This window comes from Roseovarius sp. AK1035 (assembly GCF_003288315.1).
In the GTDB taxonomy this organism is placed as follows: Bacteria; Pseudomonadota; Alphaproteobacteria; order Rhodobacterales; family Rhodobacteraceae; genus Roseovarius; species Roseovarius mucosus_A.
This window is the reverse complement of the sequence record NZ_CP030099.1, coordinates 1,076,978-1,102,182: the sequence shown is the minus strand read 5'-3', so window position 1 is coordinate 1,102,182 and position 25,205 is coordinate 1,076,978. Positions and strand designations below refer to the sequence as shown.

The 25,205-nt window shown below is 62.9% G+C and carries 20 protein-coding genes; 10 read left to right on the top strand and 10 right to left on the bottom strand.

Going from position 1 to position 25,205, the window contains the following annotated elements:
- Positions 1-42: 42 nt before the first annotated feature.
- Complete coding sequence (locus RAK1035_RS05270) at positions 43-861, bottom strand: methyltransferase domain-containing protein (RefSeq protein WP_008282719.1); 819 nt, start codon at positions 859-861, stop codon at positions 43-45.
- A gap of 47 nt (positions 862-908) precedes the next feature.
- On the opposite strand from RAK1035_RS05270, the gene RAK1035_RS05265 reads away from it, so the two are divergent.
- From RAK1035_RS05265 to RAK1035_RS05250, 4 genes are read left to right on the top strand one after another with little or no spacing between them, the layout of a single operon-like run.
- Positions 909-1,607 carry a ComF family protein gene (locus tag RAK1035_RS05265; protein WP_008282718.1) on the top strand — a complete coding sequence of 233 codons (699 nt, stop codon included), beginning with the start codon at positions 909-911 and terminating at the stop codon, positions 1,605-1,607.
- Positions 1,608-1,639: 32 nt separating this feature from the next.
- Positions 1,640-1,897 carry a glutaredoxin 3 gene (grxC, locus tag RAK1035_RS05260; RefSeq protein ID WP_008282716.1) on the top strand — a complete coding sequence of 86 codons (258 nt, stop codon included), beginning with the start codon at positions 1,640-1,642 and terminating at the stop codon, positions 1,895-1,897.
- A gap of 5 nt (positions 1,898-1,902) precedes the next feature.
- A complete protein-coding gene (locus RAK1035_RS05255) occupies positions 1,903-2,733 on the top strand; it encodes a carbon-nitrogen hydrolase family protein (RefSeq protein WP_037298712.1) in 831 nt (276 codons plus the stop codon).
- A complete protein-coding gene (locus RAK1035_RS05250; RefSeq protein ID WP_008282714.1) occupies positions 2,734-3,180 on the top strand; it encodes a MarR family winged helix-turn-helix transcriptional regulator in 447 nt (148 codons plus the stop codon).
- A gap of 179 nt (positions 3,181-3,359) precedes the next feature.
- Here the strand turns inward: RAK1035_RS05250 and ubiG are convergent, their stop codons facing one another.
- A complete protein-coding gene (ubiG, locus tag RAK1035_RS05245) occupies positions 3,360-4,103 on the bottom strand; it encodes a bifunctional 2-polyprenyl-6-hydroxyphenol methylase/3-demethylubiquinol 3-O-methyltransferase UbiG (RefSeq protein ID WP_037298647.1) in 744 nt (247 codons plus the stop codon).
- Between the two features lie 48 nt (positions 4,104-4,151).
- On the opposite strand from ubiG, the gene pip reads away from it, so the two are divergent.
- Both pip and zapE read left to right on the top strand, forming a co-directional pair.
- Positions 4,152-5,129: a prolyl aminopeptidase gene (pip, locus tag RAK1035_RS05240; RefSeq protein WP_008282712.1), complete on the top strand. Its 978-nt coding sequence runs from the start codon at positions 4,152-4,154 to the stop codon at positions 5,127-5,129.
- 4 nt (positions 5,130-5,133) lie between these two features.
- Entirely contained in the window at positions 5,134-6,195 is a 1,062-nt protein-coding gene (gene zapE, locus RAK1035_RS05235; protein ID WP_008282711.1) for a cell division protein ZapE, read from the top strand.
- Positions 6,196-6,302: 107 nt separating this feature from the next.
- Here zapE and RAK1035_RS05230 read toward each other — a convergent pair whose 3' ends face one another.
- From RAK1035_RS05230 to tsaD, 4 genes are read right to left on the bottom strand one after another with little or no spacing between them, the layout of a single operon-like run.
- Entirely contained in the window at positions 6,303-6,722 is a 420-nt protein-coding gene (locus tag RAK1035_RS05230; protein ID WP_008282710.1) for an EVE domain-containing protein, read from the bottom strand.
- Positions 6,722-6,991: a YciI family protein gene (locus tag RAK1035_RS05225; protein WP_037298645.1), complete on the bottom strand. Its 270-nt coding sequence runs from the start codon at positions 6,989-6,991 to the stop codon at positions 6,722-6,724. Before RAK1035_RS05225 ends, RAK1035_RS05230 begins: the two co-directional genes overlap by 1 nt.
- Positions 6,991-7,947 carry an NAD(P)H-dependent glycerol-3-phosphate dehydrogenase gene (locus tag RAK1035_RS05220; RefSeq protein ID WP_008282708.1) on the bottom strand — a complete coding sequence of 319 codons (957 nt, stop codon included), beginning with the start codon at positions 7,945-7,947 and terminating at the stop codon, positions 6,991-6,993. Before RAK1035_RS05220 ends, RAK1035_RS05225 begins: the two co-directional genes overlap by 1 nt.
- Entirely contained in the window at positions 7,944-9,041 is a 1,098-nt protein-coding gene (gene tsaD / locus RAK1035_RS05215; RefSeq protein WP_037298708.1) for a tRNA (adenosine(37)-N6)-threonylcarbamoyltransferase complex transferase subunit TsaD, read from the bottom strand. Before tsaD ends, RAK1035_RS05220 begins: the two co-directional genes overlap by 4 nt.
- 73 nt (positions 9,042-9,114) lie before the next feature.
- Here tsaD and RAK1035_RS05210 point away from each other — a divergent pair, with 73 nt between their 5' ends.
- The 4 genes from RAK1035_RS05210 to RAK1035_RS05195 all read left to right on the top strand — a co-directional run bounded on the left by RAK1035_RS05210 (position 9,115) and on the right by RAK1035_RS05195 (position 13,624).
- On the top strand, positions 9,115-9,846 hold the full coding sequence (locus RAK1035_RS05210) for a uroporphyrinogen-III synthase (RefSeq protein WP_008282706.1): 732 nt from the start codon (positions 9,115-9,117) through the stop codon (positions 9,844-9,846).
- A gap of 48 nt (positions 9,847-9,894) precedes the next feature.
- Positions 9,895-11,088 (top strand): COG4223 family protein, encoded by a 1,194-nt coding sequence (locus RAK1035_RS05205; RefSeq protein WP_008282705.1) that lies wholly within the window; start codon positions 9,895-9,897, stop codon positions 11,086-11,088.
- Between the two features lie 19 nt (positions 11,089-11,107).
- The gene (locus RAK1035_RS05200; RefSeq protein WP_008282704.1) at positions 11,108-12,580 is read left to right on the top strand and encodes a heme biosynthesis protein HemY; all 1,473 of its coding nucleotides are present in this window, start codon (positions 11,108-11,110) and stop codon (positions 12,578-12,580) included.
- A gap of 105 nt (positions 12,581-12,685) precedes the next feature.
- Positions 12,686-13,624, top strand: coding sequence for a c-type cytochrome domain-containing protein (locus tag RAK1035_RS05195; RefSeq protein WP_008282703.1), 939 nt, complete (start codon positions 12,686-12,688; stop codon positions 13,622-13,624).
- A 75-nt stretch (positions 13,625-13,699) separates the two neighbouring features.
- Here the strand turns inward: RAK1035_RS05195 and RAK1035_RS05190 are convergent, their stop codons facing one another.
- The 4 genes from RAK1035_RS05190 to RAK1035_RS05175 are packed head-to-tail and all read right to left on the bottom strand — an operon-like array spanning position 13,700 to position 25,168.
- A complete protein-coding gene (locus tag RAK1035_RS05190) occupies positions 13,700-14,923 on the bottom strand; it encodes a hypothetical protein (RefSeq protein ID WP_008282702.1) in 1,224 nt (407 codons plus the stop codon).
- On the bottom strand, positions 14,920-15,471 hold the full coding sequence (locus RAK1035_RS05185) for an SCO family protein (RefSeq protein WP_008282701.1): 552 nt from the start codon (positions 15,469-15,471) through the stop codon (positions 14,920-14,922). The genes RAK1035_RS05190 and RAK1035_RS05185 overlap by 4 nt, the downstream gene beginning before the upstream one ends.
- Positions 15,468-17,294, bottom strand: a complete 1,827-nt coding sequence (locus RAK1035_RS05180) for a hypothetical protein (protein WP_008282700.1) — start codon at positions 17,292-17,294, stop codon at positions 15,468-15,470. Before RAK1035_RS05180 ends, RAK1035_RS05185 begins: the two co-directional genes overlap by 4 nt.
- A complete protein-coding gene (locus RAK1035_RS05175) occupies positions 17,276-25,168 on the bottom strand; it encodes a hypothetical protein (RefSeq protein WP_162655201.1) in 7,893 nt (2,630 codons plus the stop codon). Before RAK1035_RS05175 ends, RAK1035_RS05180 begins: the two co-directional genes overlap by 19 nt.
- Between the last annotated feature and the right edge of the window lie 37 nt (positions 25,169-25,205).

The following is a 25,205-nucleotide window of genomic DNA, read 5'->3' as shown; positions in this document are numbered from 1 at the left end:
GAGTTCCGGGACAGGGGTGACATATAGGCTGTGCCTGAAAGGTCAATCTTTCAACGGGGTTTCCACCGCGCCAAGCGCATCGGCAAGGCGCGCGCTGGCTGATCCGGGGCGCAGCGGCTGGGGCTGGCTGGCGTCAGGGGCCCAGCCGGTGAGGAAGATCATCTCGAATGTGGCGGGGATGCGTCCGTCATCCATACCAAAGGCTTGTGAATATATGTCGCAGGCGCGGTAGAGCATGCGGCGCGGGGTTAGTGCGCGATGGCGCGCGCTCATGGCATTGGATTCGCCCATGGCGCGCAGGTCGTGCATCAGCGCCAGAGGATCGGCATAGCTGGTGCGAAGCGGCAAAGTATCGGCCACCGGCAGGGTAAGGCCCGCGCGTTGCATCAGCGCGCCCAGATCGCGGATTTCGGCCATGGGCAGGACGCGGGGCGAGAGGCCGCCGCTGACCTCTGCCTCGGCCTGAGCCAAGGCGCTGCGCAATTCGTGCAGCGTGCCACCGCCAAAGAGCGCGGCGAGCAGCAGGCCATCGGGGCGCAGCGCGCGGCGGGCCTGAATAAGCTGACCCACAGGATCGTTGGCCCAATGCAGGCAGAGGGCGAGGATGACCAGATCATGCGCGCCGGGTTCCAGCATCAGCACCTCATCATCCGCGACGATGCGCGCCTCTGGCAGCCGGGATTGCCAGAAATGCGGAAAACCCGTCACCACGGCGGGTGCGGTAAAGGATTTGTTAACCAAGGTCAGGCGATCCTCGACCTCATCCGCCGCTATCTCGTGCAGAAAGAGCGCCGGTGCGCGCTGGGCGCGCAGGCGGTTGCGAGTGAGGGCGGCGCGATCTGTCAGGAGCGTTTGGGTCATGGGGCAAGAATAGAGTGCTGAGAGCAGCTTTTCAAACGACGGTTCGCATGGTTTATCCCGCCCGCTGCACGCTTTGCGGCGCGGTGGTGGACAGCGATTTTGGTCTTTGTGGCCCGTGCTGGCGGGATACGCCGTTCATCTCGGGGCTGGTCTGCGAGACCTGCGGCGTGCCTCTGCCCGGTGAGGGGCATGCGGAGGCCGCGCATTGCGATGACTGCCTGCGCATGGCGCGGCCGTGGTCGCAGGGGCGCGCGGCGATTCGCTATCATGAGAATGGGCGCAAGCTCATCCTCATGCTCAAGCATGGCGACCGGCACGATGTGGTGCGCCCGGCCGCAAAGTGGATGGCGCGGGCGGCGCAGCCCCTGTTGCGGCCCGATACGCTGATTGCGCCCATTCCGCTTCATTGGGGGCGGATGCTGTCGCGGCGGTTCAACCAATCGGCGCTTTTGGCGCAGGGATTGGCGCGCGAGACCGGTTTGCCATGCTGCCCTGACCTGCTGACGCGGTTCAAACGCACGCAGAGCCTGAAGGGGCTGAGTGTCGAGGCGCGACACGCCATGCTGACGGATGCGATTCGAGTAACGGCGCGGCATAGGGGATTGATTGCCGGGCGTTCGGTGCTGATTGTTGACGATGTCATGACCTCGGGGGCGACGCTATCGGTGGCGACGCAGGCCTGTTTTTCAGCCGGTAGCGGGGAAGTGAGCGTTGTGACACTGGCGCGCGCCGTCAAGGATGCCTAAGTTCGCGCGACAGCGAACCGGGGATCCCAATCATGAAACCAGTCGAAATCTACACCTCACCGCTCTGCGGGTTTTGCCATTCGGCCAAACGCCTGTTGCAGAAGAAAGGTGTTAATTTTTCAGAAATCAACGTGCTGGCACAGCCCGCGCGAAAGTCTGAGATGATGAAGCGCGCCAATGGCCGCCATACAGTGCCGCAGATTTTCATAGGCACCACCCATGTGGGTGGCTGTGATGATCTTTATGCGCTGGAACAGGCGGGCAAGCTTGACGCGCTGTTGCGCGGGTGACGGCGATGCGCGCGGCGCTTTTGCAGCTGAGTAGCAGCGATGACCCCGAGGCCAATCTGGCGGTCACGCTGTCTATGATTGATGCGGCGATTGCGGATGGGGCCAAGTTTATCCTGACGCCTGAGGTTACCAATTGTGTTTCGGGCAGCCGCACGCATCAAAACGCCGTGCTGCACCCCGAAGAGAGCGACCCGACACTGGCGGGCCTGCGCGCGCGCGCGGCAGAGGCCGGTGTCTGGCTTTTGATCGGGTCGCTCGCGCTGAAAACCGATGATCCCGATGGGCGCTTTGCCAACCGGTCGTTTCTGATCGGCCCGGATGGCGAGATTGTCGCGCGCTATGACAAGATTCATATGTTCGATGTGGATGTCACCCCCGAAGAAACCTATCGCGAATCGGATGGGTTTCGCCCCGGTGATCGGGCGGTTCTGGCCGATATGCCACTGGGCAAGCTGGGGATGACGGTGTGTTACGACGTGCGTTTCCCGCATTTGCACCGGCGTCTGGCGCAGGCGGGGGCCACTGTGCTGACCGTTCCGGCGGCGTTTTCGCATGTGACCGGGGCCGCGCATTGGGAGGTGCTGTTGCGCGCCCGTGCCATTGAAACCGGCTGTTTTGTGCTGGCTCCGGCACAGACCGGCATCCATGCCGCGACAACTGGACGCACCCGTCAAACCCATGGGCACAGTATGGTTGTGGCACCATGGGGAGAGGTTCTTGCCGATGGTGGCGTTGAGCCGGGCATCGTGATGGTTGATCTTGACCCCGATGCGGTGGCACAAGCGCGCAGGCGCGTGCCTTCGCTGCGCCATGATAGAGCGTTTGACGGGCCCTGAATGACCGATACGACCAGCAATTCCCTTGCCGTGGCGCTGTTTAGCGAGATCCTTACGAATGAGCAGTTGATCCGCAGCCGTCTGACACGGGTGTTGCCAAAAGGTATGGAAATCTCGCATTTTTCGGTGCTGAACCATCTAGCGCGGATCGGGGATGAACGCAGCCCGGCCCAATTGGCCAAAAGCTTTCACGTCACACGCGGGGCGATGACCAATACCCTGTCCAAGCTGGAGTGGGCGGGATATGTGCATATCCGCCCCGATTGGGATGATGCGCGGCGCAAGATGGTGGCGATCAGCCCCTCGGGTCGTCAGGCGCGCGATGCCGCAATGGCGGCGATCACGCCGATGGTGTCGGACCTGATCCGTGATCTGGGCGAAGACCGCGTGCGCGCCAGCCTTCCGGTTCTGCGGGAATTACGGGCGCGGCTGGAGCCGGGGACGTGAGTTCGTCTGCTACCCGCGCGGAACAAGGCGCGTAGCGCCGCCGCGCGGATCGCTGGGCCGTCCCGCGGCCTAGCGATTTCGAGAGGGAGCGCTTCACCGTGAAGTCATACGGACTTGACTGGCATTAAGTGGCATCCATGGCCGTTGCTTCGCTAGTCCCCGGCCCAGCAACCCGCGCCTCAGCGCTTCACGCTTGCCGTCACGTAATTTACGCTCAGGTCCCGGTCTGACAGGCGCCAGCCCCATGTGATCGGGTTAAAGACAAAGCCTTTGCGATCCACAGGTTCGAGCGCGGCGTTGCGCAAGAGATCGTATAGCTCGTCTGGCGTGATGAATTTGGCCCAGTCATGCGTACCTTTGGGCAACCAGCGCATGACATATTCCGCGCCCACAATGGCCATCGCATAGCTTTTTGGGTTGCGGTTGATGGTCGAGCAGATGTGGAGCCCGCCCGGTTTCAAAAGCTGCTGGCAGGCCGTGAGATAGGTCAGCGGATCGGCCACATGCTCGACCACTTCCATGTTGAGTACGACGTCGAATTGTTCGCCTGCTGCGGCCAGATCCTCGGCGGTGGTGTGGCGATAGTCGATGTCGAGCCCGGATTGCGCGGCATGGACCTGGGCCACGGGAATGTTGCGGGGGGCGGCATCGGCCCCGACCACGGTTGCACCCAGACGCGCCATCGGTTCGCTTAAAAGACCGCCACCGCAGCCGATATCAAGCAGGCGCAGCCCGGCAAAGGGCGTCTGATCGCGCAAATCACGGTCGAACTCTGCCGCGATCTGGGTTGTGATGTAATCCAGCCGACAGGGGTTGAGCATGTGCAGGGGCTTGAATTTTCCGTTCGGGTCCCACCATTCAGCGGCCATCGCCTCGAACTTGGCGACCTCGGTGGGATCAATCGTGCTCTGAGCGGCTTGCATTCTGCTCTCCATATGCTCTTTTGGTCTCGCGGCTTATATAGGACATTCATGGACAAATTCTCAGGCCAAAAGAGCGCAGTGCAATATCTCCATCCCCCGGTCGAGCCCTTTGACCGGCGTATGCTGGATGTGGGCGATGGGCACAGCGTTTATATGGAGCAATCGGGCCACCCCGATGGCCTGCCGGTGATTGTGCTGCATGGCGGACCGGGGGGTGGATGCAGCCCGGCGATGCGGCGCTATTTTGATCCGGCGGTTTACCGGATCATTCTGTTTGATCAGCGCGGCTGTGGCCGGTCGCGCCCGCATGCCAGTGTCGAGGCGAATACGACATGGCATCTGGTGGCGGATATCGAGTTGATTCGCCAGACCTTGGGCATCGACCGCTGGATCGTGTTCGGCGGCAGTTGGGGGGCGACGCTGGCGCTGATCTATGCGCAGGCGCACCCTGCGCCGGTGCAGCATCTGGTGCTGCGTGGGGTTTTCACCATGACCGAGGCGGAATTGCATTGGTTCTATGGGGGCGGTGCCGGGGCGTTTTGGCCGGAAACATGGGCGCGATTCGTGGAATTGATCCCCGAAGATGAGCGCGACGATCTGATTGCCGCCTATCACCGCCGTCTTTTCTCGGGCAATCTGAGCGAGGAAGTGGCCCATGCCAAGGCATGGTCAGCCTGGGAAAATGCACTGGCCACAGTGCATTCCACCGGTGTGGGTGGTGATAGCCCCGCCGATTACGCCCGCGCCTTTGCCCGGCTTGAGAATCACTATTTCACCCATCGTGGATTTCTGGATCATGATGGCCAGATTCTGGATGACATGCCGCGCATCGCGCATATTCCGGGCACGATCGTGCAGGGGCGCTATGATATGATCTGCCCGCCGGTGACGGCGCATCGGCTGGCCGAGCGGTGGCCGGGTGCCGATCTGCGGATGATCCCCGTGGCGGGGCATGCCCTGTCAGAGCCGGGGATCAGCGCCGAATTGGTGGGCGTCATGCAGAAGCTGGCCCGCGGCGCGCGCTAGGCCGATGGAAACCCTGCCTGATCTTTATGCCCGCCTTGTGGCCGATGGCAAATTGACCCGCGATCCGGCGCAAGAGGCGCTTTTGCCCGAGTTCGAGCGGATTCGTGCAGGCCTGGACGAGGCCCCGCGCAAGGGCTGGTTTCGCCGCGCGCCAGAGCCGCCCAAGGGCCTCTATATCTGGGGCGGGGTCGGGCGCGGCAAATCCATGCTGATGGACCTGTTTGTAAGCACGTTGGCCGTGCCCAGCCGACGGGTGCATTTCCATGCTTTCATGCAGGAAATCCATGCCGGTCTGCATGCCGCACGAGCGCGCAACGAGGCGGATGCGCTGGCACCGGTGGCGGCGGAGGTGGCCAAATCGGTGCGGCTGTTGGCCTTTGATGAGATGCAGATCACCGATATCACGGACGCAATGATCGTGGGGCGGCTATTCGAGGCGCTGTTTGCGGCGGGGGTGGTTGTGGTCACAACCTCGAACCGGGTGCCGGATGACCTGTATAAGAATGGGTTAAACCGGCAGCTGTTTCTGCCCTTCATCGAGCTTTTGAAAGAGCGGATGGTCCTGCATGAAATGGTCAGCCCGACCGATTACCGGCAGGATCGTCTGACGGGCAGCCCGAGCTATTTCACCCCGATCAATGCCGAGAGTCGGGCCGAGATAGAGACGATTTGGCAGAGTTTGACCGAGGGTCGCGGCGGGCCGCATACGATTATCGTGAACAAGCGGGCGGTGGAAATACCGGCGTTTCACAATGGCGTGGCGCGGGCCACGTTTTATGATCTTTGCGGTAATCCCCTTGGACCGGCGGATTATCTGGCCTTGGCCGAAGCGGCGCGGGTGCTGATCCTAGAAAACATCCCACAGATGGGGCGCAGCAATTTCAACGAGGCCAAGCGGTTTGTGACGCTCATTGATGCGCTTTATGAGGCGCGCGTGCGGCTGATTTGTTCGGCGGCGGCGGTGCCGGAATACCTCTATATCGAAGGCGAGGGATCGTTCGAGTTTGAGCGCACCGCCAGCCGCATGCGCGAAATGCAATCCGAAGGCTGGGGCAAAGAGGATTAGAGCGCCTTGAGTCTGATCGGGGTCACATCGCCCCGGGCCCATGTCGCCTTTGCGAGGCCCCGGGTCAGGCCCGGGACGGGTGTGTTTTCCATGGGGCGCAACACGCCCTAGCCCGAAAGGCCTGCCATATCGCAGATGATGCGCCATTCGTCGGCCGTGACGGGCTGCACTGAGAGGCGAGAGTTTTTCACCAGCACCATATCGGCCAGACGCGGATCGGATTTGATCGTGTCGAGCGTGACAGGTGTCTTGGCGGAGGCGACGGCCTTGATATCCACGCATTCCCAGCGTGGATCGTCGGATTTGCTGTCAGGATGGGCGGTGGCGATGACCTCGACGGTGCCAACTACGGCTTTTTCGCTCTGGGAATGGTAGAAAAAGCCACGATCCCCAAGCGCCATCTCGCGCATGAAATTGCGGGCCTGATAGTTGCGCACGCCGTCCCATTCCTCGCCCGCGTCGCCCTTGGCCAGCTGATCCTGCCAGCCCCAGGTTGAGGGTTCGGATTTGAACAGCCAATAGCGCATCAGATGACCTTTTTCCACGGGATCAGCTCGACATTGGCGAAAAGCCCCGCCTTGGCGTAGGGATCAGCGGCGGCCCAATCCTGTGCTGCCTGCATATCGGCCACGTCGAGGATGACGAGTGAGCCGATCATCTGGCCTGCGTCATCGAGCAGCGGACCGGCCTGAGACACGACGCCGGTGTCCTTGAGATAGGCGACATGGGCCTCGCGGGTGTCGAGGCGGGTTTGCAGAGCACCGGGTTTGTCGCGGGCGATCAGGGCAATGAGCATCATTCTTCCTTTAATGGGCGTGAGAGCAGCATATCCATCGCCTGCGCCACGTGCAATTCGCCTGTGACAAGCGCGGTGACGGCATGGGTGATGGGCATATCGAGAGAGAGCGCCCTTGCGCGGGCCAAGACGGCGCGGGCGGTGGCGGATCCTTCGACGGTAAGGGAGGGATCAAACCCTGCGCCTTTGCCGATGCTCAGGCCGTAGCGGTAGTTGCGCGACTGGTCAGAGGTGCAGGTGAGCGCCAGATCGCCAAAGCCCGAGAGGCCCGCAAGCGTCTGGGGGTGCGCGCCCAGCGCATGGGCAAGACGGTTCATTTCGGCAAAGCCACGGGTCATCAGGGCGGCGCGCGCGCTCTCGCCCAGACCGGCCCCGATAACGGCCCCGCAGGCGATGGCAATCACGTTTTTGAGCGCGCCGCCCAGTTCCGCGCCCAGCGTATCGGTGCTGCGATAGAGGCGCAGGGTGGGCGTTGTAAGGCAGCGCTGCAGCATTTGGCCGGTGTGGTCGTCGCCGCAGGCGAGCGTCAGCGCCGTTGGCAGGCCAAGGGCGATGTCACGGGCAAAGCTGGGGCCGGTGAGGATTGCAGGGGTTGCCGAAGGACAGGATTGCGCGATGAGGCCGGTGGGGCCGAGGCCCGTGGTCAGGTCCATGCCCTTGCAACAGGCAACCAGCGGGCGGCGGGCGAGGGATGCGGCATGTTCCAAAAGGAAGCCGCCCAGCGTCTGCATCGGCATGGCAAGCAGGCAGGGGATATCGCCCTTGGGCACGGGGCCGGTGGTTAGGGTCACGCTGTCCGGCAGGGAGATGCCGGGCAAGCGGCGCGTATTCTCGCGTGTCTGCTGCATCTCGGCGGCGTGGGCCGGGTCGCGCGCCCAGAGGGTGACGGGGCCGTTTTGCGCCAATGTCACGGCAAGGGCCGTGCCGAATGCGCCCGCGCCACAGATGACGATCATGCCTTGGCCCCTTTCTTGCCGCTGCCGAGCATGGCAGGGCTGGTGTGATCCAAGGGCCAACGGGGGCGGGCGGCAAGGGTCATGTCATCGCGGTGGCCAAGCGCAAAGAGTTCGGCCCCGGCATAGGCGATCATCGCGGCATTATCAGTGCAGAGCGCCAGCGGGGGCGCGACAAAAGATGCTCCCATCTCGGCGGCAACAGTCTCTAACCCGGCGCGAATGGCGGTATTTGCGGCGACACCGCCAGCGACGGCGATGACCGGGGTGGCGGGTGCCTCTGCCAGATAGGCGGTCAGGGCGCGGCGGGTTTTTTCGGCCAGAACATCACGCACGGCGGCCTGAAACCCGGCACAAAGATCAGCACGATCCTGACGCGTCAGGCCGAATTTCTGGGCCACGATCTCATCACGGGTGCGCAGGAGGGCGGTTTTGAGCCCGGAAAAGGACATATCGCAGCCAGGACGATCGAGCAAAGGCCGGGGAAAGCGAAAGCGGGTGGGATCGCCCTTTAGCGCCTCGCGTTCCACATTGGGGCCGCCGGGCTGTGGTAGGCCCAAAAGGCGCGCGGTTTTGTCAAACGCCTCGCCGGGAGCGTCGTCGATGGTGCCGCCTAGCCGGGTGAAATCATCCGCGCCGCGCACGATCAGGAACTGGCAATGCCCGCCCGAGACCAGCAGCATGAGATAGGGGTAAGCCACATCATGGGTGAGGCGCGGGGTCAGGGCATGGCCCGCAAGATGGTTGACGCCAATAAGCGGGAGGCCTGCGCCCGCAGCGATCCCCTTGGCACACATCACCCCAGCGATCACCCCGCCAATGAGCCCCGGACCAGAGGTGACGGCGACGGCCCCCACATCGCGCAGTGTCAGATGCGCTGCGGTCAGCGCTTCGCGCACGCAGATATCCAGCTTTTCCGCATGGGCGCGCGCCGCGATTTCCGGCACGACCCCGCCGAAATCGGCGTGCAGCGCGGTTTGACCATGCACCACCGAGGAGAGGATTTTGGGACGGCCATCTGCGTCAATGCGCAACACCGCAGCGGCGGTATCATCGCAGCTGCTCTCAAGTCCCAAGAGGATCAAAGGCTCTGTCATCGCGGCCATGCGTTGCGTGAAAGGTCCAAGGCAGGTAACACCGAATGAGACAGGCAACAACTCTGGATGGGCCATGACCGTCACGATCCTGATCACCCGGCCCGAGCCGGAGGCCAGCCGCATGGCCGCAGAGGTGAAAGCGCTCTGCGGTGATGTTGCTGTGGTGGTCTCGCCGGTGATGCAGATCGCTTATGGTGGGGCGCTGCCCGATCTTACCGGGGATGAGACGCTGATTTTCACCTCGCGACACGGGGTGGAGGGATTTTGCCGCCTGAGCGCGCGGCGGGATTCCCCCTGCTATGCGGTGGGCGATGCCACGGCAGAGGCGGCAGAGGCCCAGGGGTTGCGTGCCATTTCCGCCGGGGGTGATGCCGGGGCGTTGTTGGCGCGGATCGCAGAGGATGGCGCATGTGGGCCGTTCCTGCATCTGCGCGGGGCGCATGTAGCGGCGGACGTGGCCGGGGCCTTGCGCGCTGCGGGGCATACGGCGCGCGATGCGGTGGTTTATGATCAGGTTGAGGCAACGCTGAGCGCCGAGGCGCGGGCGCTCTTGCGGGGTGCGGAGCCGGTGATCCTGCCGCTGATGTCCCCCCGCACGGCGCGGATTTTTTTGGCGCAGGCCGAGGGCGTCAGCGCGCCGCTCTTGATCGCGGCCATAAGCCGCAATGCGGCGGATGCGCTGCCAGAGGATGTGGCGGCGTGCGTGCGAATTGCGGAAATGCCGGATTTGCCGGGCGTCTTGGCCGTAGTGCAAGACCTCGTGCAGATGGCCAAGCGGCTTGAGGGTGGAAAACGACCGCAGTAAGGTCAGATTGACAGGGACGTGTGGTGAGATTCGAAAGGATGGCACAAGGTGGCTGACAAGAAGCAAGCTCCGAAGGAACCGGGTGAGGCAGACATCGTGTCGGATGCTGTGGAGCCGGTCGCGGAGACAGCGCCCGAAATGTCAGAGCCAGAGCAGCCCGAGAGCACAGTGCAGGACGCCTCGGATGCGACAGGGCAGAATATGGATACGCCTGCCACGGAGAGCCAAGAGCCTGAAATCAGTCAAGACGGCGCGCCCGGCGCGATTTATGTCGGGGGCGACACGCCCGAGCCTGAGCCGCTTGCCCAAGACAAACCCGAACCGGTGATCGTGCGCCAAGGCGGGTTCTGGCCGATGTTGCTGGGCGGTGTCGTGGCGGCGGGTGTGGGTGTTGCGGCGGCGCCTTATGTGCTGCCGCCTTCGTGGTTTGCCCCCGAAGAGAGCGGCGTTGAGGCGGCGCTTGCGGAACAGGACGCGCGGCTGACCGCCCTGCGCGATGATCTGGATGGGGTACAAAGCCCGCCGGATTTGAGCGGCGAGATGCAGGGCCTGAGCGAGACACTGACCGCGCTTACCGGGCAGATCGCTGATCTTGAGGGGCGTATCGCGGCGCTAGAATCCCGTCCGGCGACGCAGGGCGGCGGCGTACCGGCGGCCGAGATCGAGGATTTGCGCGCATCCCTCGCGGCGCAAGCGGCTGAGGTTGAGGCGCTACGTTCGGCGGCAGATGCGCAGGAGGCGGCGGCACGCGATAGCGCAGTGGCCACGCTGCGCCGCGCTGCGCTGACGCAGGTTTTGACCGCGCTCGACACCGGCAGTGATTTCGCCCCGGCGCTGAGCGATCTGAGGGAGACCGGTGCCGAAGTGCCTGACGTGTTGGCCGATCAGGCCGAAACCGGAGTGCCGACACAGGCCGCTCTGATCGAGAGTTTCCCCGAGGCGGCGCGCGCCGCCCTTGCCGCTGCACGAGCCGAAAGTGGCGATGCTGTGGCCGGCGTGGGCGGCTTTCTCAAGAGTCAGCTTGGTATCCGCTCGCTTAGCCCTCAGGAGGGGGATGATCCCGATGCGGTCCTGTCTCGGGCAGAGGCCGCCTTGGCCGAGGGCCGCCTAAGCGATGCCTTGACCGAGATTGCAACGCTTTCCGAGGCCGCGCGCGCGCCCCTTGATGGGTGGGTCGCCGAGGCCACGCGCCGCCAAGAGGCGCTGGCCGCCGCAGAGGCGCTGGCCGAAACAGTGAATTGAACGAGAAAAGGCGAGCGCCATGCTTTGGTCGATTATCAAGATAGCGGTTTTCATTGCCCTGGTGGCGGGCGTGACGCTGGGCGCGAGTTTCCTGCTCGAACTCGATGGCGGTGTGCGGATTGTCATGGCGGGGGTCGAGATCAACCTGACCCCGATCAAGGCGGTGATTGCGCTGGGCGTGCTGGTGTTCATCATCTGGCTTTTGATGAAGTTGACCGGGCTTTTGGTGGCATCGCTCAAGTTCATCAACGGTGATGAAACCGCGCTGTCGCGCTATTTCGATCGCAGCCGTCAAGACAAGGGCTATCGCGCGCTCTCCGAGGGGATGCTGGCGCTGGCCTCTGGTGAGGGCGAGGTGGCGATGGCACAGGTTGCCAAAGCTGAAAAATACCTGCGCAAACCGGCGCTGACCAATCTCATCACGGCGCAGGCGGCTGAGATGGCAGGCAATCGGCGCAAGGCCGAAGAAGTTTACAAACAGCTTTTGACCAATGAGAAAACCCGCTTTGTTGGCGTGCGTGGAATTCTGCGGCAAAAGCTGGCGGAGGGGGATACCGAAACCGCGCTGAAACTGGCCAAGACAGCCTTTGCCCTTAAACCGCGACATGCCGAGGTTCAGGATACGCTGCTTGATTTGCAGGCCAAAACCTCGGACTGGAAAGGCGCGCGTGAGACGCTGAACGCCAAGCTGAAATATGGCAGCCTGCCGCGCGATGTGCACAAGCGCCGGGATGCGGTGCTGGCGCTGTCAGAGGCGCGTGATGTGCTGGATGAGGGCAAGACCATCGAGGCGCGCGAAGCGGCGATCGAGGCCAATCGCCTGTCGCCCGATCTTATTCCGGCGGCAGTGCTGGCTGCGCGCGGCTATATTGACCAAGGCAATACACGCAATGCGCTGCGCGTGATCAACAAGGCGTGGCTGGTGCGACCGCATCCCGATCTTGCGGCGGCCTTTGCCGCGATTGAGCCGAATGAGTCGCCACGCCAGCGTTTGAAACGATTTGCCAAGCTGCTCAAGGTTCATCCTGAGAACCGTGAAACCCGGCTGTTGGAGGCGGAACTGAATCTGGCCGCAGAGGATTTCCCGGCGGCGCGCCGTGCGCTGGGCACGCTGGCCGAGGTCGAGCCGGATGCGCGCGCGCTAACCATCATGGCGGCGATTGAGCGGGGCGAAGGGGCATCCGACGCGGTGGTCAAGGGCTGGCTGGCGCGGGCGCTGTCGGCACCGCGTGGGCCGCAATGGGTCTGCGATAAATGCCAGCATATTCATGCCGAATGGGCACCTGCCTGCGAGAATTGCAATTCCTTCGACACGCTTAGCTGGCGCGCGCCCCCCAATAGCCCGATTGCCACGCCCACGGGGCTTGAGATGCTGCCGCTTATCGTGGGCGCGCTGGACGAGCCCAATTCCGAACCTGTGAAGACAGAGGATGACACCGTTCCCGACGCTGAAATCGTAGAGGAAGAGCACATGGACAGGGCCGAAAAATAAGGCTTCCCTCCAGTGCCTTACGATGCCGTCGTGCTACTCTTGGCGTTGTAGCACTGATGCTGATCGCGGGTGGTTTTGGCTTGATCTGAGAAGGAGACCCGCACAATGGCCCTGCAGATCAAACGCGCCAAGATGGGCATTTGCGGTGTCGCTTCGAAGGCCATTGGCGGGGCCATGGTATTGATAGGTCTCGGCTCGGCTGCGAAAGCCGAGACTTGGGATGTGATCTTGCCCATCTTCGAGGAGCGGTGTGTCGCCTGCCACAGTGGTGAATTCGCCCCGCTTGCCCTGCGGCTTGAGACCTACGAGTTCCTGATGAGCGGATCCGAAAACGGCCCTGTGGTCCTTCCAAGTGATGCCGCGGGCAGCCCGCTGATCGCTCGCGTGGAAGGCCGTGCAGAACCCCGGATGCCGCTGGACGGGCCGCCTTTTCTTGACGAGGCGCAAATCGCCCTGTTGCGTGGCTGGGTTGATGCCGGGGCACCCGGCCCCTCGAAACCAACGGAACTGCCGCTCACTACAGAAGACCCGCTGGCGGACGGTATCGTAACCTATCCCGAGGTTCGGCGCATCTTTGGCCAGCGCTGTATCGAGTGCCATTCTGACAACGGGAAATACGAGACCCCGCCCGAAGCGCTCCGGCTTGACACGCTTGCGGATATTCTGCGCGGCGGGGACCGGATTGCCGTTATTCCCGGCAATCCGGTCGCCTCAGAACTTATCCGCCGGGTGCGCGGATTGTCTGATCCGCAGATGCCCTTGGATGGGCCGCCATGGTTGGAAGAGACCGATATCGCCTTGCTTGAGGCGTGGATCGAGGGTGGCGCACGGGATGCTGAGGGCACGCCAGCCCCTATCCCGGTGGGCGGGCGCGTGCGGCTGCGCGGCACCCTGAGTGCCCCGAATGCGGTGGACGGCGCAGTATTTGCCACCCATGCCGGAACTGAAATCCGCGACGCGGTGCAGCAAGGAGACCGTGTTGAACTGCGTGCCAGGATTGCAGCCGACGGCACTTTGGTGGCAGAACGCTTGCGAGCGCGTTAGCGCGCGATCCGCCCCAAGGGCTTGGATATTGTGCTGAAAAACCCCGTGCCAATTCCGACTTTTGGACAACATGCTCTAGGGCATCGGGACAACGGCGATTTCTTCGGTGCCGGTCAGTGGAAAATGTGCGTAGTCCAGTCCGATATCTACAAGCACCGTATCCCCAAGCGCCTTGAGCAGCCCCGCCCGGGTGACATCGCGCCCAGCCGCCTTTAGCGCTTCTGCGAGAACGGCGCCCGCCTCTTGTGCATGGATCTGGATCGGATGCGTCTGCGCCGTGATGGCATCCGAGACAATGCGTGGGGTTTCGATGGCGACCATGATCGTTTGGTCGGGTGCGGCTGTGGTGCTTCGCGCTGCAAGGCTTTGCCACGTGATCCAGATCCTTGCTGCGCTGTTCTGTGGCAGCGGGGAGGCATCGAGCACGACGATATCCTCGGCCTCTTTTGCATGATCGGTCTGCGCGCGGTCTGGTGCGGCCAGTGACAGTGCCAGTTCAAAGGCGCTGCGTTGCGCCGGGTCTTGCGATACGACCAAGATCGGCCCTTGCCCCTTTATCGCGACTTCCCCCGCGAGCGCTGCGTGCAGCGCATCCCGCGAGGGCGTGATGCCGCGCAGGATGCTGGAATCCTCGTTACCCGAAAGCGCGCCGACAGGTGCCAGAACAGGCAGGCCAAGCCGTGTGAAGGGGTTCACCGCCGCAACTGGCAGGCCGATCACGGCCAGCAGATCGTGCGCTTCGCCGGGCAGTGTTGCATCAACGGGCACCAATTCTATCTGCCGCCCGTAAACGCGGTCGCCGCCCAGCCGCTCCGACAGCGATTTCGCCAGCGCAGCCCTGTAGCCATCGGAAATTTCAGCGGCACCCGGAATGGTGGCAACCCCGATCCGCAGCCTGTCGGATAGCACGCCGCGTCTCTGGATTTCGTGCAGTCGGCCCAGATAGGCACGCAGGGTGTCTGTCTCGGCGCGGTTGAGCGCGTAACGCGGCATGAGGCGGCTGAGCGGCCTGCCGTCGACTGCGATACCTTCTGTTACCGCACGGTGGAACGTATCGACATCGTATCCCGGCCTGTCAGCGGAGGCCACCGAAAGACGCGACCATTCGATTGGCGGCACGTCGCCCTCGATTCCCCCCTGCCCGTCGCGCCCGTGGCAGGTGTGGCACGGAAAACGGATAAGACTGCGTTCGCCAGCCGGATCGGCGACAGCGGCTTGGCCGGTGAACATTTCGTGCCCGTCTTGCGCCATGCTGGCCGTGCCAAGAAACAGCAGCGCTGCCAGAAAAAGCCCCCTCACCGGATCAGCGATGCGACCAGATCTGCCAATTCTTGCGCCTCGGGTATGGATTGTGACCTGTAAAAGCGTTCCGACTGCAGATCCCCGACAATAAACACCGGGTCATGAAGGACGATATTGGCGAAATCTGCATCGAACGCTGCCAGAAGGCGCGACACCTCGCCCGGCGTGCCGGTCAGCCATGACCAGCGCTCACTTGCGCCAAAGGTGTCTGCCGCTTTGCGCATATGGGCGGGCGTGTCGCGACCCGGGTCGATGGTGATTGACAGCAGCCGCACCGGCGCATCGGTCGGCAGCATATCGTCCAGTTCGGCCATCACGTCATTGCCGATTGGGCAGATCGACTCGCAGGTTGTGTAGTTGAAGTTGATCACAAGCATCTGCCCATCGGTCAACGGGCCGTGGAACGCCTGCTCTCGGGCATATTGGTCAATCAGCGTCACCTGCGGCATCGCCAGACGTTCACGGGCAAAATCCGCCGTTGCAGGCCCATCGGCTAGAGCGGGGGCAGCGGCCAGAAAAAGCGTAACAAGCGCTGTGCGGATCATGGAGTTTCCTTCTCGGAGCGTGCCTTGAGGATGAGAGCAGAGCGTAGCGCCAAGCCTTGCGGCAAGTCGCGGGGCTGTACCACGAATGGCCCTTCATGCGGCAAGGTCAGGCGCGCCCGCAGGAGACCGGCCGCGTCGGCGGTTGCCGTCGCCTCGACCATCGTGCCCGAGAGCATGCTTGGCACCATCAGGTGCAGGCCGGGCAGGGGTAGCGGGCGGTCGTCGGGGCCCGTCACTTGGAATACGAGGTCAAAGGGTTCCCCGGCGACCGGGACTTGGGCACCCTCGCGCACAAGCCGTACCGGGGTTAGGGCATGCTGTTCGACGAAGCCGCGAACATGAAAGGGCACGCAGGTTGAGAGTTGGCCCGCGAAGGTTGTTAGAATCAGTTCGCGCGCGCCCGCATCAAAGGCCCATACTGTTTCGAAGACGCCGGTTTCCACCTCTTGAAAGCTGCGGTCGATCACCTGAAGCGATTGCGGAATACCACCGCGCAAGCGGATCGAGTCCATCGGCGGCATCTCGACGGTCGAGGCCAACTCGCCTACCAACCAGCCGGTCTGAAACCGCGGCTCGACCGCGATGACCTGTGGCGAGGGAAAGAGCGGCACCAGCAGCCCATCTGTGCCTTCGGGCCGCTCGGTCTTGGCCCCAAGGTCGATCTTGCGCAGCACGGCCGCCTTGCCCAGTGCGACAGTGGCGAGATCAATCGCACCAAGAAAGCCGCCATCATGGCTGAGGATGAAGGCGGCGTTATCGGTAAAGGTGACTTCGCTGACGCTGGCATCCGCCAGTTCCACGGATTGCACCACGCGGCCAAGTGCCAGGTCGATCAGCGCCACAATGCTATCGCCGGGGGTATAAGCCAGAGCGATACGCGCATCGGGCCCGGTTTCGATTCGGGCGAATGTCTTGCCAAGTGGGATCGTCAGTGGCGCATCGGGGGCATCGGCATAGCGCATCTCGGCCTGCGGGGCGTCGCGCAGAACGGCCAACAGGCCGGTATCGCCGACGATGCTCAGGTCTGCCACGGGGCTGGAGAAGGTGGTGTTCAGGATGTCTCGCCCGGTTGCCCCGTCAAGCAGAAACGCTGCGCCCGCTGGTGTATAGGCGGCGATACTGTCGGTTTCAGGATCGCGCGGACGGGTCAGCGTAACCGCGTCAACACCCAAGCGCCGCGTCTCGCGCAGGGTGCCGTCTGGTGACAGGCGCATCACCTGGCCTGCACGATCCCCAGCCCAGAGATCACCCGTGCGCGACGTGACCAGCGAGGTAACACCGGGCAACCCCTCGGCCAGCACATGCCGATCCGGGCCGGTCAGGCTGGCGGCGAGAATGATCCCGTCATCGGGATAGGCCACGTAAGCCCGCATTTGTCGTGCGCTGGTGGCGACAGAGGTGGGTGCGCCATCAAGGCGGTGCGCGGCGACCAAGTTCGAGGAATAGAAGTTCAGCTTGGGATCAACCACGCTGAGGCTTGCACCGCTGTTGTAGGTGGCCAGCAGGATTCCGTTCAAGTCTACAGACCCAAGCGGTGTTCGACGGGTCGCGCGGTAGTTTTGTGCAGCCCTTTCGCAGCCGGGATTATCCGCAGCCACGCCGCGCACCCAGCCCAACAAATCCACGCCGCGCGGTGGCAGGCCAGTTACAGGATCCGTAAGTTGGACGCGCAGGCGCACGGGTTTCCTGTCATCTGCGGTGGTGGGCGCGCCGGTGATAGGGTCGTGCAGGGTTAGTGCCGCAGTAAGGCTGGCCTGCGCCCTGCCTTGCCCCGTCGTGGCCAGTACGGCCAGCAGAAGGGCGATCAGCGGCGCGCGCTGCATGATGTCGCCTTGGGGTCGTGGGCCTGCGCCGGTGTCAGCACGTCGAGCAGCCCCCAAACCCCACCTGCACGCAGGTGTAGCGGGCCGTCAAACCACAGGTAGCAGCCCGGCTCGACCACTTTGGTCAGCGACGCCGTGATCGCCTTGCCCGGAGCGAGCAACGCGGCACGGGGGAAACCAAAGCCCGGGAACAGATCGCTGTAATCCTGCGCGATGGTGGCAAAGGCACGCTGGCGCGCGCGGCCGCCCGGATGGACCACGTGCACCACCACCTCTTCGCCCGCCACAGCCCTGAGAACCGGCATCGGTGCCTTGGTCGCGGTTGGGATTTCAGTTGGTGTCAGTTTCCAGAAGGCTGTGCCAAAGTCTTTTTCATTGAGGTTATAGTGGGATTCGACAGGCCCAAGATTGGTATCCCGAAGCCGCACATGGAATGGCTCGCTAAGATAGCTCACGCCCTTGTCGCCCCAATCGTAGCTGTCATCACAGATCGCGCAATCCTTGACCAGCCGCTCATTCGAGCCCCCGAGCGCCCAGATATCGGCGGTGTCACGGTCGCGCTGGTTCAACCCGTCCTGCCAGAACAAGGTGAATTGCCGGATCGGGTGGCTGCCTGCACCATCCGGACCTCGGGCGCGCAGTGTCGCGTGCCACATTGGTGGCCAAGCGCTGCGTGCGCCGGCTGGCGGCACGATCACGTAATTCTCACACAGGAGGCGGATCGTGCGGTTCGGCAGGCGCTCAAGCTCGAGCCAGCGGCGCGCCTGAAGCTCGCCCAGATCATAAAGGCGGAGCTGCGGCGCGATGCTGGTGCCCGGTGCCACGAGCCTGTTTTCACAAGCCTCGAAGCGTATTTTGCGGCCACGGACATCGCCGATAGAGGCGTTTTGTGGCACCACGGTAATGGCCCCGATCAACCCATGCGTCGGATGCCCGATCACATCGCCGAACGATTTGAGCGGCAGTGCGCCATAGGCATAGGGAATGAAATGCGTGACAAGTTGACGCTTGATAATCCCAAGACTGTCCGGGCCGGGCACAAGGCGCTCTCGGTCGATCTCGAACCCGTCGATTATGTCTGCCAAGCGACGGTCAAGGTCAGCTGGTCGCAGATTGGGGATGCGGTTCAACTGCCCGACCGAGTCTCGGAGCAGGGTATCCCCCGGCAGAACCACGCGGGCCTCGCCCGACATTTGCGGGACACGGCCTTCGAGTTGACGCAAGGTTCCCTGCGGGAGACGCCCGATATCGCGGAGTTGCCCGTCGATCGCGGGCACGCGGATTGGGGGGGCAACCTCGGGTGTGGGTTGTTGCGGGACCTCCTCAAGAGTTGTGCGCAGGCGCGAGATGGCCCCGTCGCGCTGGTCACGTAATTGTAGCAACTGATTGCCAAGAAGGGTCGGCGCGCTGCCCGAAGGGGCTGCCAGAGGAAGCGCGGCTATGCCCTCGGGGATCGTGATGCCACGGCCCAGATCACCAAGGAAATCGGCGGTTTGAGGGGCCAATGTTTCGGACAGGCTTGCGACAAGCGGCGTGGGCAGCGTGTAGCGATAATCGGCATAGGCAAGACCAGCGTAGAACTGGAACTGCTCAATCTCGGCAATGCGTGGCCGTTTTAGCCGATCGGTGCGGTCGCGGATCGACAGGGTTGGGTCGCGCTGATCGGCGGGAATACCACTGAGCGCCCAGATCGCATTGTTCCCAAAGGGCCGGCCATAGCTGCTCTGCCGCGTCAGGATCGGCAAGGGCAGCGTCACCGCGAGCCGTGCGGAGGGCACCACGTCTGTGCTGCGGTCGCTGTCGGCGTTCATCTCGTGCGGTGTGTTCTCTTCTTCCGAAGCAGCCTCCCATGGCCGCTCGACGTTGAGCGAGGTAATGCCGGGCATGCGCGCATCGCCTGTTCCGTCCGCAAGACCCGGAATGCGCCCGTCTTGGTAGCGCAGCGCATTGAGCAAGGTCACGAAAACGCAGTCACCGGCGTTCACGTTGATCACCAGCGGCTCTGGCTTGTCATAAAAGCGGCGGACGGCGTCGATCACCCGAGAGAGCGGGATCGCTTCCCAGTTCGTGCGCAGTTCGAGATCAAGGTCGGACACGCTTTGCGGCATATCGGGATTGATCAGAACTCGCGGATCGACAAGCGCAAAGAACAGACCGTCAGGATCGTTCAAGCTTGTGCTGTAGTTGGTGCCCGCCTGCCCCGGAAACACCGTCTCGGATTCGATGGCGACGATGGCAGTATAGACGTTGGGGGCGTTGCGCGGGCACTCGGCGACTGGCTGGTAATCGGGCACCTCGGTCTTGCCACGAAAGAACAGCTCAAGCTGGTTCAACTCGGGCCGCAAAATCGGGCTGCGCTCGGGCACCGGAAGCTGAAGCCGTTTGAGCGCCCGATCTTGGCGCAGCTCTGGCAGCGCTCGCAAGGTGCGTTGCGCCTCATCCTGAAACCGCTCGAGCGGAACGATCAGCGGCTCTGGTGTGGCGGCGGAGTCTTGATCCGGTGCGGCATCAAGGGTGCCGAGATTACGCGGCAGCGCCCGCAGTTGCGGATCAGTCGACAGCTCTGGCAAGCGCTTGACCGCTTCGTCGAGTGGAGCCAAGAGGAGGCGCGTGCTGTCACGCAACAGGGCAGGTGGCGGTGGTGCATCGGGATTGTCGCGTACCAGCGGCTCGGCCTCGGCGATGAACCGGTCGACCTGTTCCAACAGCGTGACATACGCAAGGTAGTTGCGATTGTCCGCCGCAACCCGGATCAGCCCCCAGGCCCCATTCCAAAGCGCGTCCTGCGATCCGAAGTGATACGGGGTGTCGGACACGCGCGTGCGAAGCACCAATTGCTCGCGCCGCTCGCGCAGCAAATCCAGCAGCGTTTGCACCGAGGTAATGCGCCCGGGCGCAAAGCGATTGCGGCTCACCTCTTCGCCCAGACCACCGAAATTGTTATCATAGAGAAAGGCGGCGCGGAACTCGAAATGCTCTGATATGCCGATTTCCTGTGCGGCGATGCGCCCATCGGCGTTGAAGCATTGCGCAAGCTGCGCCTCGATATCCGCCCAAAACTGCCGTTGCGAGGAACCCGCAGGCCAATGGTTGGCCCCATAGGCAGCCCATTGGCGATATTCGTCGGGTCGACCAGCCCGAGCCATGCGCACGCTGCTGGCTGCGCCCTCATTGGTTTCGCAGGTTCGCACCAAGGTCTCGCGCGGGGTGATCGGCTCGCGTTCCGAGGTTGCGCTTGGGAACATCTGGTCGATATTGCGGGGCAGTGTCATGCCCTCAACCGTAAAGGTGTGCTGCACCTCTTGCGCGCCCTGGATCAATCGGAACTGCAAGGGTTCGTTATCGAGCGCCTGAAAGATCGGCGTTGCCGGGTCTTGGTGCAGCGCGCTCAGCATGACATTCGCCGGATCACCGGGCTCACCTGTCTTTTGGCGACTGATCTCGCAGCGGTCTGTGACGCCGTTGAGCAGGGGGGTCACCCAGTCCTCGACACGCGGTGTAAGTGCACAGGATGATCCCGCACGGGAATCCTCGCCCAATCGCAGGGGAAAGGGCTCTCCGCGATAATTCACCAGATATGGATCGTGGTGGTCGACCGAAATGCTCTCGGGCCGGGCGGGTGGCGAGACGGGGCTGGCCAGCAGCGCCTCTGGACCGGGGGCATGGCCCGCCGCCTTGGCGCGGTAATCGGTCATGTAAAGTTGGAGGAAATCCGGTGCCGAATAGTCTGTGCCGTGATAGTTGACAGTAACCTGATCAAGAAGCGCGGGCGCAAGGCCAGCCTGATGCGCCGGATCACCCGGACGGCCCGCCGCAAGCCAGGCCGGTGGCAGATCGCCCATGGCACCAAACCAGCCGGTTCCATCCTTGGCCAAGGCGGAATCGCAGATATCAGACATGTCCTGAAGCCGCGCATCAACCTGCACCGAGGGCGCGCCGCTGGCCTCGAGCGCGGCGGCGCGGGCACCATGGCGCGCCTCACAGGCGAGGGTCAGCATGCCCTTCATCGCCATCGTGTCACCGCCCTGAAGCGCCTTTTCAACAGCCTCGACGGGCACGTTGTTGCGCGGATCGTAGAGCAGCGCGAAATCAGCGATGGATACCGCGAATTCACGGTAGGTCAGCACATCGGTATCGACCGGAAGCAGGTCTACGATCACCTTGCGTGCCCCGACATCCTGCGGCCCCGCTGTAACCAACTCGCGGTCGACGCGTGGAGCGGTGCAAGAGACCTTGCCCGGATCGCAAATCTGGGCGATCTGCGGCTCAATCACCAGCGCGGTGTAAAAGCCGTGTTGCTGGATAGAGGATGGACCGAAATGGTCGTGGCTGAACACCGTGCGAAGGGTGCGATCAGCCTTGCCTATGCCACTGCCGTCATCCGGCGCGCGCGTGTCCGACAGGATCGGATCGGCGAACCACCGTTGCGTCGTGGTCTGAAACAACTCACGATACCCCGACAAGGGGAGTGTCCAGATCTTGTGATCATAGGCCTCGCTTACCTTCCAAAGCCCGGTCTTTGGGTCCTTTGCACATAGGTCGCCCTTGTCGCCGGAATATTCCCGCATCAACAGCTCACCCGGACTACGGCTGAAACTGACATCTGCAACGGACGCGGTGTTTTTGGCCGCACAGATGCGCGCTGCGATTTCGCCCGGCGCAAAAGTACCGTCCTCGTAGTTGAAGCCGTTGCTCGACCCGTCCGAGGCGGTGACGTCAAACTTTACCAGATGGATGTGCTGGCCGATGGTGTCGGTCGGGGTTTTGACCTGAAAATCGTCGAGTTCCAGCTCTTTGGGCAACTCGTTGGTGTGGCGAAATTCGATGCATTCGCCCGAGAGTGCGCGAAAGAAGAATGGCTCTTCACTGGCTGTCACCTTGGGTGAAATGCGACCGCCGCCCTTTTTGTAGCTGTCCGAGCCGGGATAGCCATCCGCCGGATGGGTCAGAACGTTGATCCGCGCCTGCGGGTCATGCCAGCCTGCGCGGTTGGTGATCATATCCACCTGCACCGCCGAGCCCTCGTAGCGGCGGTATCCGATGACCGCTGGATCGGGCGTAAACTCCACAGACTTGAGGCCCTTGAGAAACGGATCACTTTCAAACACATGGGCACCGCGTTCGATCACCCGCGCTGTCGCACCATCCATATAGTAGAGCGTGGGAGGGCCGTTCGGAAAACGGTCGGTGCGTTCGTGCTCGACCCAATTCGAGACTTCGGCGTCGCCTGCATCTGCGCCGCCAACCAGCGGTTGACCTGCCGAAACGGTCAGGATTGGAAAGCTGGCCCCGCCGGAAACAAAGCTGTAGTTGTCCGCGTCAACCCGCGTGATCTGGCCAAAAGCCGAAGGTGCGCCACACGGATCAGCGAATGGCGCGCCAGGTTTGGCGGGCGCGCCGTTGACGGTAAATCGCTTGGCTCCGCCCTGTGTCGGATATCCGCCATCCGAGGGCTCGAACAGCGAGCTGCTGCCGTCCGGTGCCAGCACCGAAAGCGCCGTGCCATCCGGCAGAACACCGTTGTGGTGAAAGGCCATGGCCGAGCGTTCGATCGGCTCGCCATCGTATTCCAGCAGGTCGATCGTGAGGGCCTTGAGCTTCATGGTCATGTCGCCAAGCGATAGCGCTGTGGCAAGGATCTGCGATTGCAGCGCCTCGCGCTGTCGCAGCGCAGGATCTGCCAACGCCGAGGCAAGATTGCTCGTGCCGGGATCAGCCGCAAGACGGTCTGCCACGCTTTGCGGCACGGTAAAGGGCAAGGCGCGGGTGCTGTCATCGGTGACCACATGGCGCGGCATGCCGCCGTCGAGATAGTCACCCGTCACCATATCGCCATCCAAGGCGCGGGCGATGTCCATCGGTGCCTGTGGTGGGCGGTGGCCCGGTTGGCCTGCGATGTAGAACGGATAGCCTGCGAACGTGGTGATCTCGCTTACTGGATCGGCAGATACGCCGCCCTCTTCGTCAAGTTTCGCCACATCCATGGGATAGCTCGGCAGCACTGGCCAGGCCTGTCCCGGCAACGGTACAATCGCTGGCACTGGTGTGCCGACGTTCTGTGGGCCAAGCCCAGCTGACGGCTCTATCCAGCGGCCGGTCGCCTGATCAACCGACCCCGGCCGTTTGCGCGCCTTGATCTTTTCACCCATCTCGGCCAGCGACAGGACCGGTTCCCATTGCCCGTCTGGAAGTTTGCGAGAGCCATCCTCGAGCACGTCATGAACGCGCCAGAGTTCCCACATCCCTTGGGCAAAGTGCGGATAGAGATGGCAATGAAAGATCGAATCCCCCACCGTCCGGTTGCGGTTGCCTGACCCCAGCGTCTCGTACCAACCTTGCTCGCCCTGCGTGCCGCGATGATAGACCTCCATCCCGCCACCGTAGATGTCGTAGGAAAAGCCCTGCTGCGGTGCGACGGTCTGGCTGTCCAGATACGCGCCACGATTGCCGTCATTGCCCGCAAACCATTGATGCGCGTGAAGATGGAAGACATGCGTCTCCTTTGGTCCGGCATGGAAATTGCGGAAAACCACCGGATCGTTGAGATAGGAATGATGCACGTTTGACGGATCGTCGCTGTAATGCTCAAGAAGAGCGGGATCGCCATTGGCCCAAGAGGTCAAGAAGAACTCTTCATAGAGGCATTCCTGGCAATTTGCGGCGGGGCCGATGCCTTTGCGGTTGGCAAGCAGCATGTCCCCCATCCCGCTGGCCCCGTAATTGATGGCGAACCCGTCGCGGACCCCGGAAAGCTGGCCCGCACCAAAGGCGCCCAGTTCCTCGAAGTTGCGCGGATAGAAGGTTTTCAGCTCGTCATGGAAGAAAACCGAGAATTCTCGGAAGGCGAGCGGGCGGCCTGCTTCGCGATCTTCGCGATCTTCGCGATACACGATGGCGTTGAGATCGGAATGGACCACCTCGAACACGCCTTTGGCGAAATACGCATTCGGGTCTTCGTCGCGGAGTGCCGCGTCGGCGCGATCCACACGTGCCAGCATGTTCAACAAAGGCAATGGGCGGCCCGAGATGGGATCGCGCTCCACCACCTCGTAGCGAGATGGATCATCAATATCAGCGGCGCGGATCGCATGGCGCACGGCGTTTTCCGCAGCCCGCCATACTGCCCGGAACGCGCCTTGCGTCACCTGGCTGCGATACCAGCGTGATGCGGATGGTTCGGCCATGACAGCCCCAAAAAGCCCGTGCGTCAAGCTGCCGCCATCGCCCTGTCCGCCCGAAGGCGCGCCGGTGCTTGCCATAAAGAACGGGCCCTCACGCTCGATCATGTAAAAGCAATCGATGGCCGCGCCCGGTTTGATCGCGGCAAGACCCTTGCAGGCATCAGGGGCCTCGATCATCTGGCCGTCCCGTAACCCAAAAGATGTCAGTCCCTGAATGGCCAAATTTGCGCCGCGCGTCATTGGCCAATTGCCATCAGCGCTGGGTCGTGGAGAGCCGTTTGCCGGTCGGCAAGACGCCTCGCCATGATCAAGCTGCCCGGAAACGGTCTCTTCTGACACTGCGGCGCGCAGGCCATGCAGCTCTGCGCCATAGGGCATGCCCGGCTCATCTGCACGGGTCTTGCAGAATGTCTCGGAAAATCCCGGTGCCTCTGCGCGTAGCGCATTGCCTAATCTGATATGAAGAATGTCACCGACATTGGCGCGCAGCGTCAATGGTCTGGGCCGCTTGCAATCGCGCAGGCGGACCTTGCCGGGGGCAAGGTCAGTGCCGTGGCTTTCGATGCCGAGGCCCATGTCGCATTGATCGGCTGTCAGCGCCTTGACCGGGGTTGCACTGCTGACCACGTCCCGGCGGAGCGCATAGATCATCCCGTACGGGTTGAAGCTGCCAAAGCGGTTGTAAACCATCATCTGGTCAAGCGCGACGATATCCGCACAGAGCGTGCGA

Excerpts from the sequence above, each read along its gene's own strand:
- RAK1035_RS05270 (WP_008282719.1), bottom strand. The coding sequence starts at position 861 with ATGACCCAAACGCTCCTGACAGATCGCGCCGCCCTCACTCGCAACCGC.
- RAK1035_RS05265 (WP_008282718.1), top strand. The coding sequence starts at position 909 with ATGGTTTATCCCGCCCGCTGCACGCTTTGCGGCGCGGTGGTGGACAGC.
- grxC (WP_008282716.1), top strand. The coding sequence starts at position 1,640 with ATGAAACCAGTCGAAATCTACACCTCACCGCTCTGCGGGTTTTGCCAT.
- RAK1035_RS05255 (WP_037298712.1), top strand. The coding sequence starts at position 1,903 with ATGCGCGCGGCGCTTTTGCAGCTGAGTAGCAGCGATGACCCCGAGGCC.
- RAK1035_RS05250 (WP_008282714.1), top strand. The coding sequence starts at position 2,734 with ATGACCGATACGACCAGCAATTCCCTTGCCGTGGCGCTGTTTAGCGAG.
- ubiG (WP_037298647.1), bottom strand. The coding sequence starts at position 4,103 with ATGCAAGCCGCTCAGAGCACGATTGATCCCACCGAGGTCGCCAAGTTC.
- pip (WP_008282712.1), top strand. The coding sequence starts at position 4,152 with ATGGACAAATTCTCAGGCCAAAAGAGCGCAGTGCAATATCTCCATCCC.
- zapE (WP_008282711.1), top strand. The coding sequence starts at position 5,134 with ATGGAAACCCTGCCTGATCTTTATGCCCGCCTTGTGGCCGATGGCAAA.
- RAK1035_RS05230 (WP_008282710.1), bottom strand. The coding sequence starts at position 6,722 with ATGCGCTATTGGCTGTTCAAATCCGAACCCTCAACCTGGGGCTGGCAG.
- RAK1035_RS05225 (WP_037298645.1), bottom strand. The coding sequence starts at position 6,991 with ATGCTCATTGCCCTGATCGCCCGCGACAAACCCGGTGCTCTGCAAACC.
- RAK1035_RS05220 (WP_008282708.1), bottom strand. The coding sequence starts at position 7,947 with ATGATCGTCATCTGTGGCGCGGGCGCATTCGGCACGGCCCTTGCCGTG.
- tsaD (WP_037298708.1), bottom strand. The coding sequence starts at position 9,041 with ATGACAGAGCCTTTGATCCTCTTGGGACTTGAGAGCAGCTGCGATGAT.
- RAK1035_RS05210 (WP_008282706.1), top strand. The coding sequence starts at position 9,115 with ATGACCGTCACGATCCTGATCACCCGGCCCGAGCCGGAGGCCAGCCGC.
- RAK1035_RS05200 (WP_008282704.1), top strand. The coding sequence starts at position 11,108 with ATGCTTTGGTCGATTATCAAGATAGCGGTTTTCATTGCCCTGGTGGCG.
- RAK1035_RS05195 (WP_008282703.1), top strand. The coding sequence starts at position 12,686 with ATGGCCCTGCAGATCAAACGCGCCAAGATGGGCATTTGCGGTGTCGCT.
- RAK1035_RS05185 (WP_008282701.1), bottom strand. The coding sequence starts at position 15,471 with ATGATCCGCACAGCGCTTGTTACGCTTTTTCTGGCCGCTGCCCCCGCT.
- RAK1035_RS05180 (WP_008282700.1), bottom strand. The coding sequence starts at position 17,294 with ATGCAGCGCGCGCCGCTGATCGCCCTTCTGCTGGCCGTACTGGCCACG.
- RAK1035_RS05175 (WP_162655201.1), bottom strand. The coding sequence starts at position 25,168 with ATGATGGTTTACAACCGCTTTGGCAGCTTCAACCCGTACGGGATGATC.